This window comes from Mycobacterium dioxanotrophicus (assembly GCF_002157835.1).
GTDB lineage: Bacteria > Actinomycetota > Actinomycetes > Mycobacteriales > Mycobacteriaceae > Mycobacterium > Mycobacterium dioxanotrophicus.
This window is the reverse complement of sequence record NZ_CP020809.1, coordinates 4,116,388-4,135,856: the sequence shown is the minus strand read 5'-3', so window position 1 is coordinate 4,135,856 and position 19,469 is coordinate 4,116,388. Positions and strand designations below refer to the sequence as shown.

Genomic DNA, 19,469 nt, shown 5'->3' with positions numbered 1-19,469 from the left:
CACGCCGACCAGACGAGAGTGGCTGCCCCGCCTGGATTCGAACCAAGGCTGAACTGAACCAGAATCAGTCATGCTGCCGTTTACATCACGGGGCAAGGTGCGTTTATGGTCCGCCGACCTGCTGCCTCGCCAGGGTTCGAACCTGAACTGGGCGAACCAAAATCGCCGGTGCTGCCAGTTACACCACGAGGCAATCGGTAGCCCCCGCGGGAGTCGAACCCGCACGCCCGAATGGGCACCGGGTTTTGAATCCGGTGCGTCTTCCAGTTCCGCCAGAGGGCCTGGCGTTGAGGGGAGCCCGAGCGGGTGCTGCAGCGTCACGGTTATGCGACGTGCTGCACCTGATGAGGGTTCCCTCGCGCATCAGAGCGGACGACGGGCATCGAACCCCGCGACATCCACCTTGGAAGGGTGGCGCTCTGCCAGCTGAGCTACATCCGCAGTGTCCCAGGCAGCGCCGGGGACTGGTCGCGTGTGGTGCGCCGCGAAGGGATCGAACCTTCGGCCCGCTGATTAAGAGTCAGCTGCTCTACCGACTGAGCTAGCGGCGCGAATCTGCAAGCGCGGACCGGTATTCAAGACCCGTTCCGCGCTTGCAGAAGACCGCACAGTCCACGCGATCGTGGTCCTGTGCGGCCGCTGGGCGCATGGCGGCGCCCAGCCACTGCCCCGGGTTCACCGGTACGGGGGCGAAACGCGATCGTCTGGCTGACCGGTCACATGCCCTCGAAAGAGCCCGGACGCCGAGGCGGCGCGTTCGCCTGTCCCGGTGAGGGGCAGTGCATCACACACTGTGGAGTTCTCAAGTTGCTGTGCATCACGTGGGTGTCCCCGGGTGGTGCGGACCGAAGCCGTGATCGCTGCGAGCGATTTACGTATCCAGTGACCAGAATGGTGCTACTCGAAAAGCGAGTTGTCCAGCCCATTTTCGGCTGAAATGGATTGTGGGACTGCGGATTTGGGCGCAGTTAGCTACAGAGACGTCAAGCGACGTTTCTGTCAGGGAAAACAGCCAGGCTGAGAGATTTATGAGATTGTTCTTCGGGCCCAAGCTTCCGGCCGGGGCACACGCCCACTGACAGGGCGGAAGGGTGACGCAGTGATGGCCGGAAGCACCTGGACTGGCTGAAGCCACGGAACTCGTCCACCGACCAGAGGCCGACGATGTTGGTGTCCGCGCATGACAACGCAGCCGAGGGTGCGGCGTGCATCCCGGTCGTTGTGCGATAGTCGCGGCCCCACACGGTCATGTATCAAAAGGTAACACCCGCTACCGACATCAACCAGCGAATACGCACGGGGGCGGCGCGCGTCCGCGCCGCGGGGAAGTTCGGGCAACCGCAGCTGTGACGCTGCAGCACATGATGGAACGAAACACTGAACTGTCAGGAACTGACCGCACCGCCGACGGTGTCCTGATCACCGAGGGCCTTCGGGTATGGACTAACGATCTGGAGCGAGGCCACATATCACTGGCCGAAGCCGGCTACGAGACCAACCAGAACACCGGCGACAAAACGCTGTGGTTCCACGTGATTCGACGACCCGGCGACCGGGGCGTGCTGCAGTCCAGCGACCGGGTCGCTACGCGCTTCCAAGGTAAGCCGGCCTGAAAGGCAGTGCATCCGATCGCGTCGCGTGACGGACTTCCCAGACTCGTTGGCGAGGATCTTCCCATGAGCAACGACTGGCCCATCCCCGAGGACCTGAGCGCTGACGGCCGCAAAGCCGCCGAGACGATCCGAGACTTCTTCACCGAGAAGAACATCACCAATCACGGTGGGGGAGGCAAATTCTACTCGCCGCAGCAGTGGCTGGATCGCGGCGAGTTGTACGGACTGGGTTCACTGCTAATCATCACCCACGATGGCGGCGATCATGCCGGTGCATTCAATCTCGACTACGAGCAGTACGCGCTCCATGACCAGCTGCAGACGCGGTTACGCCCGCTCGGGCTGTTCGTCGAAGGCTGCACCGGCTGGTACAGCGCGGTCCACCCCATCTGAAAGATTCTTTGAAAGGGCAAACCTCATGGGCAGATTCACGACAGTCACCGTCTACGTCGAAGGCAGTCAGCCGCAGTTGGACGGTTCAGCGTTCAGAAACGAAATACGGCAGCTCATGACCCGACATGGCGTCAAACCAACGATCATCGCGGTCGATGAGTCCGAGGCATGAGCAGGAACCCGGCATATGCCGGGTTCCCGCCGGTTGCGAAAGTAGAGGTCAGTCCAGAGGCGGCAAGCCGAGATCGGCAGGCGTCACGTGCGTGCTCTGCCCGGTCTCGTCGCAGTGCACCGCGAACATGTCCAGGCCGGTGACAGCGTTCCAGTTCTTGAACACTGCCAGGACCTCGACATGGTGCCCCGTTTCCGAGAACGATCACGCCGGGCTCTGTATCGGCGGCCGCGTCATAGGGCGGCAGGTCGGCGCGGTAGACGTGCTTTGTCCCGATGAGCGAGTGGCCTTCGATGCGCTGGTTCACTGAGGCTCCGATCCGCGGTGCTTGACGATATGGCTACTGCATCATTGCCGCAGCGGAGCTGGTGGCCAGCCGGCGGCGCGGCCGGGACCGCTACGCGGCGGACGGAGCGAAAGCTTCTGGGGCGCAGCGTGAGCAGTCGCAGCGTCGGCCCCAGAAGGAACTGAACCGATCGCATGTGGCGATCTTGCGGCGCCACTGCAAAGCCCACTTGATGCAGTTACTACAGGACCGGTGCGAGCAGCCGGGAAGCGGTGGGTTCTTTCGCGCGTTGAAGCTCCACGCCATCGAATCGGCAGTCGCCAGAAGGTTTCCGTACTCCCGCAAGCCCTGTAGCTTCACCCCGAAACCATGAACAGGCAGGCCGGGATCGCGCTCCAGAATGGCCTCGAAGACTGCACGGATCTCGTCGGTGTGTTGCCGCCGGCACACGCTGCCGACGCCGACCAGTGGCGTAACGCCGAGGTCAACCCCGGCATCGGCGTACATGTCCATGCATTGCAGATATTCCTCGACCCGGTACCCCTGCAGTACCGGCATGTACACCAGCTCCGTGTCACTGGCCTGGGCCCACAGCGCTGCCAACTCCAGGTAGCTGCCAACGGTGCGCTTCTGGTGTTCCAAGACAGTTAAACCGGTACGTGCCAACATGTCCGGCTCACACATCCAGTCCTGGATAGCGGCCCATTCCAGTTTTCCGATCTCGGTGTCGTAACGCACCACTGCGTCGACATACGCGGCCGGCGTGGTCCGCCACCCGCCGTAGAGGCTGATCTCGCTGAAGCCACCGGAGTCCAGCGCCCACGGTGCGGCCGCCACCGGGATCGAAGTGCGTATGCGTTCCAGGCGCCGGTGTGAGATGAACAGCGGCACACCAGCCTTGCTGAGCCACGACGTCTCGTGCGTGCCCAGATACAGGTAGTGATGCATGCCGATTCCTGGTGTGGTCGAGGAAATCCGCACCCCGATAAGGGTTTGGGGTGCGGGATCGGGGACCGCGACCTTTGCGTCAGATCGTCGGTCCCCGATCAAAAGTGGAGCTGTCCGGATTTGAACCGGATTCCAGTCAGCGTCGTCAGCTGCGTTCTACGTGCGTAGTTCCCGTTTTGTCATCCGGAGCGCTTGGGCGGGAACACCCTTGCGCTAGACCCGGTTTCCCGCTTGGTATCTCACGCAGCGTTGGAGCGGGAACCCCGTGCTGTCGCCATCCGAATCTTGTTTTTGAAGGAGCGGGGGAGCGTCGGAGGTCTCCCGGGTCCGTCCCAGTGTCCCACCGGTCAGGCGCAGACGAGGACGTCGCCGTTGGCGAAGGCCTCGATCTCAGCGAGATCGGCGTCAGACACGAGCGAATCGTTGTCGTTCGCGATTATCTTTCGGCTCCGACGCTCGCAGTGGTCGAGAGCCATTCACTGGCACGCTGTTCAGTTGTCTCTTCTGGCTGTCGAAACCTGTCAGCCCCGAGGATTGCTATTTTAGAGATCCAACTGCATGTGTGCAAGATCTCGCGCTACAACACGCCGAAGGAGGGGTCGTCCGGGGCCGCTGGGTCACGCTGCGTCTCCTGCACCATTTTGGCCGGCGGCGACCCGGAGCAGGCTCCCACCGCTGTGACCCGGCCCGAGGCCGGGTTCGTCAGCGTGTCGCGGTAGATCTACGCTGCGGGACGCCCATAGGCGCCGTTCTTAGGTTCCGGCGGGGCCCACAGAACCTGATGGCGCGCCCGGGTCAGGGCCACATACAACAGGCGCAGCTGCTCGTCATCGTCGTCATCGATCGGAACGTCGCCCATATCGACCAAGACACGATCCCAGGTTCCACCCTTGGCTTTATGCACAGTGGAGACGGTGACGTCGGCGCCTGAAGGGTCCCCCACCAGAGCCTGAGCCAGTGTTTTGATCGCGGATACCCCGTACTTGAGAACTGCCAGCACCTGGTCTCGCAGCTCCTCGTTTTCGGGATCCTCCTCATCGAGCCAGTAGTTCCAAAGCACTAGGTCGGTGAACCCCTGCAGCACAGTGTCTTTCGCTTCTTCGGCTCTACCGTCTTCTACGAGTTCAACATCCCGGGCCAGTCGCTCCAGCGCGACGATGTCGATCGTTGAGTGCACGCGACGGCCGGCTGCGAGCTGAAGCATGATGTGCTCGATCACGCGGGCGTTGGTGCGGCACACCACTGCGGTGACGGCGTGGGTATCGCTGTCACTGTATTGGTGGTGCACCTGCCCACCCTCCGGCCCAATCCCGACGAGGCGGATTCCAGTTCGGGCAGGGTCAAGCAGGTCGAGAACCTTATTGGCCTCCGCGGCGATGGCGGGGCCGAAACGACGGCACTCTGTGAGCGGCAAGGCCCGGACTCCGGGCCGCATCACGAAGTCCTGCATGGCGTCGACGCTTCCAGTGAACGTGTAGATCTGTTGATTCTCATCGCCTACCAGGGCCAGCTGTACCCGGCCCTGCTGGGCCATGACGACTTGAGCCAGTACGGGATTTGCGTCTTGGGCTTCGTCGTAGAGCAGCACGTCGCCGGGGCTGCCGATGATCGGTGCACTCAACGCCCACGCTTTCAGATAGTGCTGGTGGCTCGTTCCCAGAGCGCTGTCGGGATCCGACAGTTCGTCCCACATGCGTCGTGCGCATGCAACCAGCTCCCGGCGCACGATCGGCCGCATCTCTTTCGGCATCCCTGCCAGGGACGGCACATGCATCCAGTCAATCTCGGGTTCTGCGGACTGACAGAACTTCTCCACCGTCTTGCGCGTCAGTGTCAGAAACCGACGTTGCAACGAGAATCTCGGATCCCGGGACGGCACGATAACCCCTACGCACTTTCCGGTGCCGGGCTCCAGCTTCAATACGGCGTCAAGACACCGTGCGGCGCGGGGGACACCGAGCAGGCGCATCTCCTCGGCCATGCGAAGAGAGTGCTTATTGAGCCGCTCCACCCAGTGCCGCAGCGCCGGGGTCGCCCGGCAGGTGCGGTTGGCCAGTGAGTGCGCGGTGGAGGCACGTGCGTTGGTGAGCCCGTACTCGGAGAATGTGGCCTGCACCTCGTCCGCGTTGCGTCGATTGAACGTGATGTACCAGGCTGTGGCACCGGGCCGATGATCCCGCTGAGCCTGTGCGATCAAGGCCAGGGTGCTCGACTTTCCGGTTCCCGCCAGTGCTTGTACGGCGAGGTCTTCACCACGGAGATACGCATCGATCACGGCCTGCTGCTCGGCGGAGGGGACGAACGGAACGGGCACAACGACTCTCCTTGCTCAACGAAATCTCTAAAAAAGAGAGTATCTAGGAGTTCGTGCACTGCAACCGAAACCGTGCGCCACGCCGAGGCGCATGACCGCCCCGAACAAGGATTACGTCACGCCGTGAGGCTAAGTTCAACCTCAGCGCAGTCGACGCAGACACCGAAACCTGCGTGTGGGCAGAGGCTGAAATGGATACCGCACCGCGAACACAGCCGTCGTACGCTGTGCTCCGCGTCAGAGATCCCGTATGAATCGCGGCGGTTACCGGCTCGGGCCTCCGATGGCCGGCGTGGCGGGCTGGGCGGGTCGAGTGCGAGAAGCTCCAGGAAAAGCTGATCATCGTCAGTCACCGGCCGATACGGAAGCGTGGATCGGGAGCATGTCTTCGGTTACGTCGAAAATGCTGATGGCCTTCACTGCGCCGCCGGACCCCCGGATGACATCCTCATCGCCCCGACTTCGAAGAGCATCACGTGCCAGGCGTGCACACGCCCCGCGGCGGCTTCGAAGTCGCCGGCAGATGCTCCGTACATGTTCGATAGCTCCCGTGAGTACCGCCGCCGCGCCTCGTCACGGGAGGGGAGGCCGGTACTTGACCGCGACACGGACAGGTATGCGTCGACGAAGACACGCAACGTGTCGGGGATGTCGCCGGGGACAGTGTCGATCCACCGGGAGAGCGGCGCTGATGCCTCAAACTCGGCGGCGTACCCGATCACGGCGAGGAAGTTGCCGATGCAGGCGTGGATCTCGTCCTTCGCCACCGCTTCGTATGTCGGGTGGTCATGTTCGGGTGCGCGAGCCGCGTCTGCGCCACCCTGGTCGAAGGCGGCGCGCCACTGCTCCTGGGCGATTCTCGCGGTGCGTCGTTCCTCCAGCGCGGCTGCGAATTCGAAGAGTCGGTAACTGCCGGCTCGCGCACACAGGCGAGTAAAGCCGGCGGCCGGGTCTGAATCGCCGACGATGTCCGGCAACAGAACTACGTGACGGTTGAACTCGGCAATCGGCCAGGCGAACGCGTCGGCCTGAAGGCTCTGGCCTCGCGTTCTCGCTGCCGTCTCGTGGCATCCCAACCACTCTGTGTCCGGGTGCCCATCGCCGCCGAACCCGATGTGGGCGTCCGGGGAAACCTTCGCACTCACCGCCTCCTCCTTCACACACCGCTGTCTCGCTCTCGTTCGGAAGAGAGCTGGTCTCTGTCGCTAAAGTGGAGAATAGGATCGACAGTGGGAATCACCGCAACGCAACCCGCGCCACGCCGGGGGAGCGGTCGGGGGGACATGCTGCCCTGATGTCTCGACGCACCCCAGCCGCGCGTGGCGAGTGCGGGGCACGATCAGGACTCGGCGTTGGCGGCGTTCCAGCCCCGACTGAAAGCTGCCAACAGGTGCGTTTTCTCACCGACTGCGGCGTCGGAGACCTCGGCCATGATGGCGGGATCCAGAGCCGCGGCCGCCGGGCGACCCGCGGCGAAAGCGTCCCGGCCCAACTGCTCAGCTTGTCGATCGTCCACGGGCTCTTCCCCTTTCACTGTGCACAATTCGCGCACACTGCCGACTTTGGCCTATCCGCGAAGCGGATGTTCCGCAGACTTGCGGTCGGCGCAGTGAAACCGCGTGTGAGGCGCGATTGCGCCGGCGGAAGACGTGTCGGGGGAGTATCGAATTAGCGAGTGCGAGAGGAGGTCGTCCGTGTTGTCTTCTTGGCTGCAACTTTGCGCGGGGCTTTGGCGGGCGTGGCTTTCTTCGCGGTCGCGGCAGCCTTTTTGGCGGGGGCTTTAGCGACTTTGACTGGCGCAGACTTCTTCACGGTGGCGGCCGCGACTTTCTTGGTAGGAGCTTTCTTCGCACCTCGAGGAGAGGTGTTGGCCGGGACCGATTCCGGAGCCTGTCTGCGTGCGCGCCGGACACGGGCCATCGCCCGGTCATCGCCGGAGATCGCCTGCATCATGATGTGCGAGGGGATGTCGTAGGCCCGGGATAGGGCGTCGAGTTCTGGAACACGGCATGGCCGGTCACCGATCTCGATCCGCGAGAGGACTGCGCGATTGACGTTGGATGCCTCGGCGCCGGCATCGAGATCCATCCCCACTGCTACGCGTGCCTGACGCAGCACCGCTCCCACTGCCTCGTCGGTCAGGTCGTAGGTGCGCTGGGGGTGGATAGGCATAGTGCGTCCTTCCGCTTTAACCGAGGCGCGTTCACGTCTCTAACGTGGAGATTATGGCAAAACCACCCGTGGCGGCTACCGTAACAGCGTAGGGACGTGACATGTTGGCGAGAACAGGCGTTGCCGGGAGCGCTGGGTCTTTGGAGCATGGCCCCTAGGAGAGAGCGAGCGGGCCACGGCACTCAACATGCGACCAGCTGCACGCCCGCGGCGGGCGATGCGCGAGCGGTGGTGTGAACGCACCGTTTGCGGAACCTGGCAGTGCGGCACTGGACATGAACGCACACAGTCGAAGTTCTCTACCTGCGTGATAGCTAAGTTTTTGCTGACTCGCGCCACGTGCGCCGTGTCATGTCCGCATCGGAGACAGTGCGGGCATGACACCAGACGCGATCGCAGCGATCCTGGTCCTTCTGTCCAAGGTCCAGGGAACTCCGTACATCCCCGGGGGCAATAGCGCCGCGGGAACCGACTGTTCTGGGTTGGCGTCCTGGGTAGCGAACACCGCGGTGGGACGCGACCCATTCTCGGGCCGATTCAGCACCGCCAACGAGGCATCCGAACTAGCTTCCCGCGGGTTCGTCCATGGCGCAGCACCCAATGCCCTGGTGATTGGGTGGAACGCGTCGCACACCGCGGTGACGTTGCCCGACGGTACAGCGGTGTCCTCCGGTGAAGGTGGCGGGGTGAAGTTCGGCGGCCCAGGTGCTTACCAGGGCCAGTTCACCCACTACATGCATCTGCCGGTCGTTGCGAACACACCGCCCGAAGATCCCGGGCCACCTCGGGCATAGGTCCGAGCACACAGTTCGGTCGACGTGCCCAGTTCCAGATCCCCCGCGGCGCCCCGTGGATGCCTCGGGTCCAGACCCCGATCCCTGCCGACGTGTCTGGACCCGAGGTGGTTCCAGCGGGAGCCCCGCCTTCCGATGCGGGTACGCCCCCCGAAGGCGATCAGTCGACCCGGCTGAGTGCAACAGGTCCTGCCGCCGCTGCTGATCGGTTTTGCGGCCGGCTCCGATCGATGCGACTCTCCGGACCCTGGCGGGCCACGAGAGTTCGACCTCCTCGCCCCGGTGTCGCGTCGTGCTACGCGAGCGGAGCCCAAATCGAGACCGAGGATGCGTCCGGGCTCACCGTCGAGCAGCACCGGCCGGCGACACGCACTGCTGCTGCCAATGTGCCTCGGGGTACCCCCGCCACTGCGGCGGCGACGCCCCCGCGTAGGGGCGTCCGATGCGCTCCCAACTTGTCGTCTCACGAGTCCCGCATCCGTCTTTCCGAACAAACTTTCGACAGATCGGTTCTCGTGTCCGGTTCCTGTTTTCCGGCTGGATTTGTCGGATGTAAATTGTCCCGGTCGCGCTGAACCTCCCCGTGTTTCGATGTAAATTCCCCGTTTGACCTGCGGGAACTGTCACCGATCTGGTTACTTCACGGCTCAGCTGGGCAAACACGCATCTGTCGTGGGAATGGGGGGTGCCTCCGGCAGAGGATATTCTCTGTTTCAGAGAGAATGCAGGTAAAGATGTGTATCTAGAACAACTAACTAATGAGCTTTCACCTATAGACCCTGTTTCCTTCTGTCACGCTGGGTTGTCAGAGGCACCCCCCATTCCCACGACGGCTACGCATTGGTGCAGGTGAACCGAAAAGTCACCGATTTACTGACAGTTACCGCAGGTCAAATGGGTAATTTACGGAGAAACTCGGGGAGGTCTAGCGAGCGGCGAACCATGCCGGCCGGCTGAACCGGAAACGAATGCGCGAAAGCGCCAGGGATGCTGCGTGTCCGGCGGGCGAGTCCCGGACCCCCGAGGAGGGCTCGATGGGATCTCCACTGGCTGCAGTAGTCGGAGGCGATCCGAGGCGCCCCTTCCGGCACCGTGGGGAGGGCCGCGGTCGGCTCGGTCAGCCGGTCTCGACGTCGGCGTATCGGCCATCGACAAGCAGTGGTGCGCCGTGTTCTGAGAGGTGTGTCCGCCACATGGACGCAACGGCCAGCCCGATCAGGTGGGAAAGTGGGACCAGCGCAGGGAGGCTGAGATGCTCACCGGGGCGACGACGCGCCGATATCGGAAACACAGCAGCGACAAGCCCTCACGTATCTCGCCGCCGAGAACGGCATGCAGGGAGCGCACGAGAACTGCGTCGGCTGCTGCGAATGGCGACGGCCGTGATCATCGCCAGTTGCCGCCTCGCTGAGGTCGACGCGCCCGTCGACGCGGATGAAGTTCCGGGTGCCGGCTTCGCGGATCGGCGTGAGAATTCCGGCAACCTCGTCGATTTTGTGCGAGCAACCGGCGGTGTGGCCCATCAAGACTATTCGGTGCTGAGGGTGGGCGGCTGGTGTCACCGTGGGTCGCCGTAATTCTCAGTGCCGGTTAGTTTCGACTGCCAATTCGGGGGGTCGATTGATCACGAATTCAAGAGTCACCCCGGCAAGGCAACGTCGGCCCCCGGCACCTCAAACCGAAAGCCGGGCGCCGACCCTGACGTACTCCCTGACCTATAGCCGGAGGATGTCGTCAATAGACGCGGTCTTGACGAATGCGCGTGCCGCGGTGGCGAGTTTGGTATCTGCGGTGGCCAGCGCATCTGCTTGCAGTTGGGTCAGCGCGATGTATTCGGCCCGGTATGTGTCCGACCAGTTCAACTTGGCGGCTATTCGCCATGCGTGGTCCTGCATCGATCGGTCGCCGAGGAGCCGAATCCGCAGCCCGCGGATATCATCGAGAACCTTCCGGCCGACCCGTTCGCCGATCTCGCCTCGGCGCACCGATTCGTAGACCAGCGCCAGGGCTTGCGAACGCATCAGTGTGGGAGCGGTCAGGCTGTGCTGCGGCGGAATCGTCGTTCCACCGGCGGCCAATTTGATGGCCACCGGCGCATCGATGACAAACGTGGTCATCCCAGTACCGTCCCATGCCCACCGACATCCTGCCCGAGAACCCCGGTCGACAGAGACTCTGGGATCCACAGTCACCCATATCGACGCGGCACGCCGACGCTGAGATCCGTCATCAATCGACTCCCGAATTGGCAGTCAAACTCAGCCGGTTTCTGCCCACCGTGCGGCATCATGATTCGAGCGAGCTAGCGGTGGCGGTCGGCGTATAGCTCAGGAGTGTGCGCCGGCGTCCCGGAATGCGATGTTGCTTCTGATGTCGGGTCGCATCAGACGATTGCACTGTTCTTGGCCTTGCGGCGCCGGCCATCAGAAGCCTGTGTGATGGTGCGCTGGCGGGCTTGCTCTAGCAGCTTGTCCACCGGGATGGGCAAGGCCGCGGCAATGGTGGACAGCTCGGTGGCGCGGCAGGGGCGCTGACCGAGCTCGATACGCGAGAGCACCCTTACGTCGATCCCGGTGTCACGGGAGAGCTGGTTCTGGCTGATTCCGCGGTTCTGGCGTTCGATACGAATTGTTGCCCCGATCCGCGCGTCGGTCAGCCGAGGCCGCTTCTGGGCGCGGATGCCCTGCGCGAGGCGCGCGCCTGAGGTGGTCATCGTCGAGTGTCTCCGTCGTGTCGTACGTAATCTCTAAAGTAGAGAGTCTTTGGCTTGATCGTATGTGACGGGAACAGGCGCTGCAAGGCGCGCGTGGCCTGTACAGGTTGTCCCAGCTGTGGAGGGAACCCACCGGGAATGATGGGGGATACAGCGTTTTCGGTCACCCTACGAGCCCCGATACGCACATCACTACATGCAGTGCCACGCCCATCACGTACATGACGGGTGTGCTAACCCGCGCCCCACCCGCGCCGTGGCGGATCAATCGACCACGCTCAGCCCCCGAACGCGCCGCTCGCAACAGGCCCGGCGCCGGTGATCGAGGAGGTATCGGGTGCCCTGGTATCTGACAACCCCGCGGCAGATCAAGGGATATAGGCGCGAATTGAATCGTGTCGACGAAGCCCTGTCGCGTCAGGACGTGCGGGGCCTAGGTTCCCCTTTGAGGCGAATGCGCGGCTGGCTCGGGCTGGGCTTCGGAGGCGGCATCCTTATCCTGGTCGCGGCGTTCGTGGTGTCGCTGATCAGTCCGAAACCCGATGGCAGTGTCGCCGAGATTGTCACGACCCGCAGCGGTGGAATGTTCGTCCAGTTCAATGGGCGCCTGCACCCGGTGACCAACCTCGCCTCCGCGAGGCTGATTGTGGGCAAGGCCGACGATGCGAAGGTCGTCACCGATACGGCGCTACGTTCGATGCCGACTGGCCCACTGATGGGAATCCCCAATGCGCCGAACCTGCTTACGCCGCGTACCGATGAAGAGGCTGCCTGGACGGTGTGCGACTGGCGCGACACCGCTGTGCCGTTGTCGCTGCTGCGCTCCGGTGACATCACCACCGCGGTCATCGCTGGGAAAGACATGTTGGAAGGTGGAGAGGACCTTGGCCAGACGCGGGCAGTTCTGGTTCGACCGTCCACCGATCCTTCTCAGCTGTGGTTGATCTACCGTGACACCCGCGCACAAGTGGGCCGCGGCGACTTCGCCGCACAAGCCGCCCTAGGTCTGACTCCCGCTCGCATTGACTCGGCCGCGGTGGTGTCCCCGGCACTACTGGGGGCGATTTCGGCCTCGCCGGTCCTGACCGCACCGCAGCTGGCTGATCAGGGCCAGCCAAGCGAAGCGGTCCCCGGATCGGCTATCGGCGACGTGTTGACGGTGTCCACCGCATCAGGGGCCCGCGCCTTCTATCTGGTGGGCCGCACCGGAATTCAGCAAGTGGGACCCGTGCTGGCCCAGATGATGGTCAATGTCGGTGCTGCACAGCGGCTGATCGATGATCCCGCCACAGTGCAGACCTTCGAACGCGTGTCGATCGTCGACGACGGCCGGTTCCCGTCGTCGGTGCCGACCCTCGTCTCGAATCCAGCGCTGTGCTGGAGCTGGACTAAGACTCGTGGTGAATTGGCGGCGCACACACGGGTTTTCACCAACTCGAAGATGCCGCTGACTGAAGCGGGACGTATCTCGACTGTGCGCCTGCTGCCCAACGAGGGAACCGCCGAGCAGGCCACCGACGCGATCACGCGACCGGGCTATGGCTGGTATGCCCGCGTCACCGGGGACGCCGCTGATTCGGTGGCCGCCGAACAGGTGTTGTGGATCGACCCGAACGGGACCCGCTTCCCGATCGATGCGGTGATTCCAGACAGCGGCAACAAGCTCGACGTCTCCTACGACCCGACAGTGAAGGCGCTTGGACTCGAGAACGTCTTTCCGACCCCGATCCCGTGGTCGGTGGCCAAGCTGTATGCGCCCGGGGCCACGTTGTCGATCAAGAACGCACAGGTGATGCAGGGAACGATCAAGCCATTCTCTCAGGTACCGAGTCCGGCGAGGACCGCCAACCAGGGCCCGCCCGCGCAAGCCCCTAGTCCTACTGGGGTCCAGACCCCGCCGCCGGCCGCGCCGCCTGACGATTCGGCGCCGGAGGAGACCGAAGCGCACACCGATTCTGCCTCCGCCGTCCCGGCGCCCACTGCTGATGCCGCCGGCTGATCCGACACCCTGACCTGCTTCGAAGGAAGGACCTTCCGTGTTGTTCAACGAGTTCCGGCCAGCACCACGGCCGCAGACACAGCTCAGTCCGACCGGGGTGGAGATCCCGGCACCGCTACCCGCGCCGGAGCCGGACCGCCGCCCCACCTGGCAACGGATGCTTCCGCTTCTCATGGTCGGAGTCATGGTCGCGATGGTGGGGGGCATGGCGCTGTTGGGTGTCCGCGCGATCACCTCGGTTCTGGTCAGCGTTCCGATGATGATGATGATGTTGATCATGCATCTGAGCACCCAGCGTGGGGGTGCGTCCGGTGGCGACATCGAGCAGGAAATCGAGCGCTACGACCTGGACTTGCGGGAGCGGCGCGCCGAAATCCACGACCAGGGCCGGGCGATGCATGATCTGCGCACCACCTGCTTCCCTCATCCTTCGGATCTCCTGTCGCTGGTGGGAACCGAGGAAATGTGGCAGGCCGACCCGAATCCGGACATCGGCCGGGTGGTTCCCCCTGAGAGCGAACAGGATCCGGACGTCAAGCATCTGACGGCGAACCCGTTCCTGCGGGCCCGGGTGGGCATCGGTGTGGCTCCGCTGTTCCCGAAGCTGCCCAAGGCTGAGGAGATGGTGATCGAGATGACCGAACCGGTCACCCTGGTCCGATACCAGCGGGCAATGAACACATTGTCGGTGGTGGCCAACCTTCCGATCGACGTGCGCTTGAGCGAGTGGCCTGCTTACGCGCTGCGCGGTGACGAGTCGGCGCGCCTGGATCTGGTGCGGGCAATGGTGATGAGCCTGGCGTTCAACCACCGACCCAGTGATCTGAATATCGGTGTCATCACCGACGATCCGAAGGCATGGGAATGGATCAAGTGGCTGCCGCACCTCGAGGACACTTCAAAGGTGGAGAAGGGGACCGGCCCACGCCTGCTGGCGTGGCGCAGTCTGGACGAGTTCGCGGTGCGCCACGCAGCTGTGATCGAGCGAATCCGTTCCGGCGGGGATGATCGGCCACCGCACTTGCTGGTGATTGTCGATACCCCTGAGCAGATGGTGGCATGGCCGGCGACGATGGCCGGCGGGATGGACGGCATGACATGGCTGGTGGTGCGCTACGGCACCGATCTGGTCTCTGAGGAACGGTCGCGCATTCTGCTCAAGAACGGCCGCGTGTCGACGCTCGAAGACTACGACGCCGCGGCGGCCGATTCCGCTTCGGCGACGCTGGCCGAGACGTTCGCGCGTGCGATGTATCAGCACCGCCCGAAAGGCTACGGCGCCGGAGGCGGAGTCCAGGATGAACGGGCCGAACACATCCCGGACTTCTTCGAAGCCATCGCGATAGGCAACATCGAAACTCACGACCTCATCAAAGTGTGGAAGTCCAACGCGTTCACCGACGAGATCAAAGTTCCGTTCGGCTACCTGCGCAAGGGCGATGAACTCACCCCCGAGCTGAGCTTCCTGAACTTCTACGAGGAGAACCGCGACGGAAACGGCCCACACGGGGCGATCGCCGGCCGCACCGGATCGGGAAAGTCGTACTTCCTGCGGGCAATCGTGCTGGCGCTACTCGCCTTGTACGGGCCCGACAAGGTGGCGCTTATCCTCGCTGACTTCAAAGGCGGTTCGACATTCCTGGGGATGGACCCCGACCGGATTCCGCACGTGGTGGCCAACATCTCCGATCTGGAGCACACCGCAGAGCTGGTGGATCGTCTCGGCGCGGTGATCGATGGTGAGGTCACCCGTCGCGAGGAGTTCATCACCGGCGAAAAGGGATGCAAGGACATCTTCGAATACCGCGAGCAGCAGCAGAAACATCCCAACGATCCGCTGTGGCCTCCGGTGCCGGACCTGATTGTCGTCATCGACGAGTTCGGTGAATTCCTCAAGAAACGTCCGGGATACCTGGAACTGCTGACCCGTGTCGGCCGCGTTGGCCGTTCACTGGGCATGCACCTGGTCATGTGCAGTCAGTACATTGACCAGTCCGTGCTTGGTGATCTTCTGCAGCACTTGACGTTCCGCTACTCGTTGGCGGTGAACTCGCCCCAGCATTCGAACGTGATGCTCGGCACCGACGACGCGGCTCGGATGATCAAAGGCAACCTCAAGGGCAAGATCCTGCGCAAGTTCACCACCGACCACGGCCCGGTCGAGGTCGCGGCGTTCCATCACGAGGCCGCCTATATTCGCAAGACGGTGGTCGAACGCGCCCGCTCGGGCGGCGATTCGGATGAGGCGATCGTAGAGGCGGTCCTGCCGTTCGCCCTGTTCACCGAACGCAGCTTCACTCCAACGGTCGTCGACGGCGAAGTCGTCAACGTCAAGCAGGAGGAGACCGGCGACAGGATGAGTGACGTACTGCTGGAGAAGGTTTCTCGACTGGCGGACATGAAGGTGCTCGACTTGTGGAAGCCCTCACTGCGTGAGCCTTTGAGTCTGCCGACACTGAATCTGAGCCGTTCCTCTGTGGGGCTGAGTATCCGCATCGGCGACCTCGATGTGCCTGAGAAGCACACCCGCTTGCCATGGTTCATGGACTTCAGCGGCGCTCTGCCGCACCAGGTTATTGCCGGTGGCGGTAAGTCGGGGCGCACCACGTTGTTGCAGACGTTGGTCATCTGTGGCTGCCTGCAGTACGGGCCCGGCCGGCTGGCGTTTATGCTCGCCGACTTCGGAACCGGCAAGCTGGGCGAGGTCAAAAACAGCCCGAACGTAGCGTCGTATGCGGCCCCCGGCAGCGCTGATGGAGTGTCGCGGATCCTGGGTGAGGCCCGGCGAGTCATCGGGCTTCGCCGTGAAGCGATGGTGGACCGTGCAGTCTCCTCGGTGGACGCCTACCTTGACTCAAAAGTCGACAACCCTGTTCCCGGTGACCCATACGGTCGGGTGATGGTGCTGATCGACGGCATCGGGGGGTTCCTCGGCGAAGACCGTTCCGAACGGGCCAAGCTGCTGCGCCCGATCCTCGACCTCGGCGCTGCTGTCGGTGTGCACCTGGTGTTCACCGCTGATTCTTCCGGCGGCGGCACCACCGGCAACGTGGCTCACTACTCCATCGACGTTCCCGGCGGTGTGCAGTTGCCTGCGACCGATTACGCCGGTGCCAAGATGGCTCCAGAGCTGCGGATGAATCTCAAAACCCTGATCCCGCAAGATCAGCCGGGGCGGTCGGTGGATCCGTACAGCACCAAGCAGGCGCGAACGGTGGTGCCGATCAACCGCGAAATTGAACCCGACTCGTTCGCCAGGGGAATGCCGGTGTTCGAGGTGAACGACTATGGCGCCGAGATCCGGGGCCTGTGCGACCAGTTGGCCGAGGTGTTCGCCGCCGAGCAGGTGCCTGTTGTCCGGCCCGCAGACCCGGTGATCGACTTTGAGACGATCTGGTCGGTATATGCGCCGCTGGTCCCACCGAACCGTCATCCGGTACAGACACATTTCCCCGTGGGCTCCCTGACGGACACCCTGGAACTCGCGCTCGTTCCGAACAGGTCGCAGGACCTGCTGGTGTACGGCGAGAAAGGCTGTGGCAAGACCAATATGCTGCGGATGCACATGGAGTCGGTGATGCGTCAGTTCGCGCCGAAGGACGCCGTGATCGTCGTCATCGACCCGCTGCGTCAGCAACTCGGCGAACGTGACCGCCTCTATGCGCGTGGTCACGTGCGGCCGGCGAAGTTCGGTGAGCCTCGCGCGGACGGCACAACCAATCGGATCCGTCCGCCTGGCTATGTCAGCTCGGTTGACGATCTCAAAGATGTTGCCGACATGCTGGTGCGGCTGATGGGCCAACGTCGCCCCAGCGAGGACGCAACCGCCGAGGACCTGATCAACCGGACCTACTTCACCGGTCCGGAGGTGTACGTGTACATCGACAACTTCCACGCAATCTCCGAGGGCTACATGGCCAAGACCGTGTTCGACACTGTCGAAGTCGGCGATCAGACAGTCTCCAAGCTGCTGTCGACGGGCACTGATCTCGGCGTGCACTTCATCATCTCCGACGACGGTGGGTTCAACGACCGGGTGAAGTCGGCCGCGATGCTTGCGGCACTGCGAGAGAAAATGATGGCCCCGATCCTGCAGTTGGCCGGGCAACCGTCCTCGGGTATGCCTATCCCGCAGGCGTACCACCTCAAGCCTTCTCGGTGGCGCCCTGGCCAGGGGAGGCTCATCATCGACGCGGACGCGTACGAGATGGTGCAGACGGCACACATCGACGTCAATGCGGTGGCGGCGAGGTTCGAACAGAAGTAGGGCATACGACAACGCCCCGGTTCCGGTTGTCTGGGCCGGGGCGTTGTCGTATGCGGGATCAGTGTGTGTCGCGGATCTGCAGAGTCAGCGCTCCGCCCCCGGCGGTGATGATCAGCTGTACCAGCGCATTGCCGGCGTCAGGGTCCAGCCACAGTGTCACGGGAAGTGATACCAGGTTGCGCAGGCTGTCGCGGGGGAGTACGGCCTCCGCGGCGGCGACGGGAAGCTCACCGCGGAGTTTCACCGTGCCGGCGACCTGTCCACCGTTGACCGGTTGTGGACTTTCGAACGACACCGGTGAGATTGTTTCGATCATCGACGCCAAGCCCAGCTGCGGGTCCAGAAGCAGTGTCGGGTCGAAGTTTCCGCGCGCTGGGCCGACAGCGATAGGTTCTCCGTCCGCGGAGTCGAGGAACAGCTCGCCGTCTCGGACTTGGAAGTTCGCCTGCTGCCGTTCGCCGTTGATCATGAGGTTGGCGTTGCCGTTCGCGGCAGCCGGGTCGGTGCTCACCTGCGCCGCGTAGGACGATGCAATCAGATTCTCTATGCCGGTGGTGGCCACCATGATGGCGGCCGCGGTCGTGGCGCGCAGCCTTACAGCCGCATCGGCCACCGCGGCGGACGGGTCAGAGGGAAGGTCCGGCGCGGCGGCGGCTGTCTCCGCGGCCGGGGGCGAGCCTGCAGGCGGGGGAGCCGCAGTCGAGCAGCCGCCGGCCAATAGGACGGCGGCCAGTGCGGTGGCCACAGCAGAGACGGTGGGGGTGGGCATGGCCGGGGACGGTAAAGGCCTCGGCGTCGATGTCTGGCCGGCGGCGCGGCGAGTTCAGCAGTACCCTCGGAAACGCATCATCACCGACTTCTCGGCGGCGGTCACAGTGAGCCGGTACTTGTTCTTCACCTGCACCTGTCGCTTGACGTACGTGCACTGGAACGAGGGGTTCGGCGGCAACCACTGATCGGCCGAAGCCGCGCCCTTGGACTGGTTTGCCGAACCGTCGGCGGCCATCAGATTCAAGGGGTCGTTCGCGATCTGCGTGCGCCGCTGCGGCGACCATGACGCTGCCCCCGACACCCACGAATTGGCCAATGCCACTAGATGATCGACCTGCACGCGGGCCGATGTATCTGGGCCGCGGGTGAAAATGATCACGGTGCCTGTATACGGGTCGGCCAGCGTGCCAGAGAGCACTTTGCAGCCGTCGCGGGTCAGGACTCCGGTCATATCCCGAGCCAGGATGTCGTCGCGGGTCCCGCATCCGTTATGTCCGTATTCGATGTCCACGTTGTCGGTCCACGCCGCACCGAAGCGGTCTCGGGCGTACCCGCGCATAGACCCCGACTTGGCTACCGTCAGAGTGGCCGGGTCGTCGCTCGGGGTGCCGGTCCCTCCGATTCCGTCCGGCAAGGTTTGAGCCGGGTTGATCCGTTCGGTTGCCCAGTTGATGGCGGTGTCAGCATAGGCGCGCACACCGTTCGGACCGACGCGGACAATGACAGCGATCACCGCGATGATGGCGGCGATCACCAATACTGTCCATGCAGGTTCGCCCGAAACTCCGAGCACGCCACCCTTTTTGGACTTCTTCGACTCTCTGTCAGCCACGATCGCAGACTGTCGCCGCACTCGCGCGACTGCGGCGACTACGGCGCGACTTGCGGGGACTGTCGCCGCCGCGGTGGGCGCGCCCTGAAGGCAGGCGGTGCGTCAATAGCGTGTCATGTCCCGTGGTTGCCTTGCGGCCAGTCGTCTCGCACGGAGCCACAGTCAACGGTCACGGGGGCTGTTGGAAGCGCTACG

15 protein-coding genes, 4 tRNA genes and 1 other RNA gene are annotated in these 19,469 nt (G+C 63.7%); 5 read left to right on the top strand and 15 right to left on the bottom strand.

All coding sequences use genetic code 11. The annotated features are described in order from the left end of the window. Positions 1-19: 19 nt before the first annotated feature. From BTO20_RS19905 to BTO20_RS19885, 4 genes are all read right to left on the bottom strand, one after another. Positions 20-95, bottom strand: a tRNA-Gln gene (locus tag BTO20_RS19905). A gap of 103 nt (positions 96-198) precedes the next feature. Further along, positions 199-282 (bottom strand) — tRNA-Leu (locus BTO20_RS19895). Positions 283-367: 85 nt separating this feature from the next. Beyond that, positions 368-441: transfer RNA gene (locus tag BTO20_RS19890), tRNA-Gly, on the bottom strand. 34 nt (positions 442-475) lie between these two features. Continuing rightward, positions 476-551 (bottom strand) — tRNA-Lys (locus BTO20_RS19885). An 810-nt stretch (positions 552-1,361) separates the two neighbouring features. On the opposite strand from BTO20_RS19885, the gene BTO20_RS19880 reads away from it, so the two are divergent. Both BTO20_RS19880 and BTO20_RS19875 read left to right on the top strand, forming a co-directional pair. Beyond that, positions 1,362-1,613 (top strand): hypothetical protein, encoded by a 252-nt coding sequence (locus tag BTO20_RS19880; protein WP_087077966.1) that lies wholly within the window; start codon positions 1,362-1,364, stop codon positions 1,611-1,613. A 63-nt stretch (positions 1,614-1,676) separates the two neighbouring features. Continuing rightward, positions 1,677-2,006 carry a hypothetical protein gene (locus tag BTO20_RS19875; protein WP_087077965.1) on the top strand — a complete coding sequence of 110 codons (330 nt, stop codon included), beginning with the start codon at positions 1,677-1,679 and terminating at the stop codon, positions 2,004-2,006. A 569-nt stretch (positions 2,007-2,575) separates the two neighbouring features. On the opposite strand, the gene BTO20_RS19870 is transcribed toward BTO20_RS19875, so the two are convergent. From BTO20_RS19870 to BTO20_RS39930, 6 genes are all read right to left on the bottom strand, one after another. Next, positions 2,576-3,412 carry a deazapurine DNA modification protein DpdA family protein gene (locus BTO20_RS19870; RefSeq protein WP_198343994.1) on the bottom strand — a complete coding sequence of 279 codons (837 nt, stop codon included), beginning with the start codon at positions 3,410-3,412 and terminating at the stop codon, positions 2,576-2,578. A gap of 102 nt (positions 3,413-3,514) precedes the next feature. Further along, positions 3,515-3,941: a transfer-messenger RNA gene (ssrA, locus tag BTO20_RS19865) on the bottom strand. A 192-nt stretch (positions 3,942-4,133) separates the two neighbouring features. Then, on the bottom strand, positions 4,134-5,726 hold the full coding sequence (locus BTO20_RS19860) for an ATP-binding domain-containing protein (RefSeq protein WP_087077964.1): 1,593 nt from the start codon (positions 5,724-5,726) through the stop codon (positions 4,134-4,136). Positions 5,727-6,142: 416 nt separating this feature from the next. Next, on the bottom strand, positions 6,143-6,871 hold the full coding sequence (locus tag BTO20_RS19855; protein WP_157680261.1) for a hypothetical protein: 729 nt from the start codon (positions 6,869-6,871) through the stop codon (positions 6,143-6,145). A gap of 194 nt (positions 6,872-7,065) precedes the next feature. Then, positions 7,066-7,242 carry a hypothetical protein gene (locus tag BTO20_RS39410; RefSeq protein ID WP_157680260.1) on the bottom strand — a complete coding sequence of 59 codons (177 nt, stop codon included), beginning with the start codon at positions 7,240-7,242 and terminating at the stop codon, positions 7,066-7,068. Between the two features lie 152 nt (positions 7,243-7,394). Then, complete coding sequence (locus BTO20_RS39930; RefSeq protein WP_198343993.1) at positions 7,395-7,898, bottom strand: helix-turn-helix domain-containing protein; 504 nt, start codon at positions 7,896-7,898, stop codon at positions 7,395-7,397. Positions 7,899-8,275: 377 nt separating this feature from the next. On the opposite strand from BTO20_RS39930, the gene BTO20_RS19840 reads away from it, so the two are divergent. Further along, positions 8,276-8,692, top strand: coding sequence for a peptidoglycan endopeptidase (locus tag BTO20_RS19840; RefSeq protein WP_198343992.1), 417 nt, complete (start codon positions 8,276-8,278; stop codon positions 8,690-8,692). Positions 8,693-9,948: 1,256 nt separating this feature from the next. Here BTO20_RS19840 and BTO20_RS39405 read toward each other — a convergent pair. The 3 genes from BTO20_RS39405 to BTO20_RS19820 form a co-directional block, all read right to left on the bottom strand. Continuing rightward, positions 9,949-10,215 carry a hypothetical protein gene (locus BTO20_RS39405; RefSeq protein WP_157680259.1) on the bottom strand — a complete coding sequence of 89 codons (267 nt, stop codon included), beginning with the start codon at positions 10,213-10,215 and terminating at the stop codon, positions 9,949-9,951. Between the two features lie 192 nt (positions 10,216-10,407). Then, entirely contained in the window at positions 10,408-10,809 is a 402-nt protein-coding gene (locus tag BTO20_RS19830; RefSeq protein WP_087077961.1) for a type II toxin-antitoxin system VapC family toxin, read from the bottom strand. A gap of 266 nt (positions 10,810-11,075) precedes the next feature. Beyond that, entirely contained in the window at positions 11,076-11,405 is a 330-nt protein-coding gene (locus tag BTO20_RS19820) for a helix-turn-helix domain-containing protein (RefSeq protein ID WP_087077959.1), read from the bottom strand. A 337-nt stretch (positions 11,406-11,742) separates the two neighbouring features. On the opposite strand from BTO20_RS19820, the gene eccB reads away from it, so the two are divergent. Both eccB and BTO20_RS19810 read left to right on the top strand, forming a co-directional pair. Next, on the top strand, positions 11,743-13,404 hold the full coding sequence (eccB, locus tag BTO20_RS19815; protein WP_087077958.1) for a type VII secretion protein EccB: 1,662 nt from the start codon (positions 11,743-11,745) through the stop codon (positions 13,402-13,404). A 37-nt stretch (positions 13,405-13,441) separates the two neighbouring features. Next, on the top strand, positions 13,442-17,671 hold the full coding sequence (locus tag BTO20_RS19810; RefSeq protein WP_232490779.1) for an FtsK/SpoIIIE domain-containing protein: 4,230 nt from the start codon (positions 13,442-13,444) through the stop codon (positions 17,669-17,671). Between the two features lie 58 nt (positions 17,672-17,729). On the opposite strand, the gene BTO20_RS19805 is transcribed toward BTO20_RS19810, so the two are convergent. Further along, positions 17,730-18,440, bottom strand: coding sequence for an LppX_LprAFG lipoprotein (locus BTO20_RS19805; RefSeq protein ID WP_087077957.1), 711 nt, complete (start codon positions 18,438-18,440; stop codon positions 17,730-17,732). A 54-nt stretch (positions 18,441-18,494) separates the two neighbouring features. Further along, complete coding sequence (locus BTO20_RS19800; protein WP_232490778.1) at positions 18,495-19,274, bottom strand: HNH endonuclease family protein; 780 nt, start codon at positions 19,272-19,274, stop codon at positions 18,495-18,497. Positions 19,275-19,469: the final 195 nt, after the last annotated feature.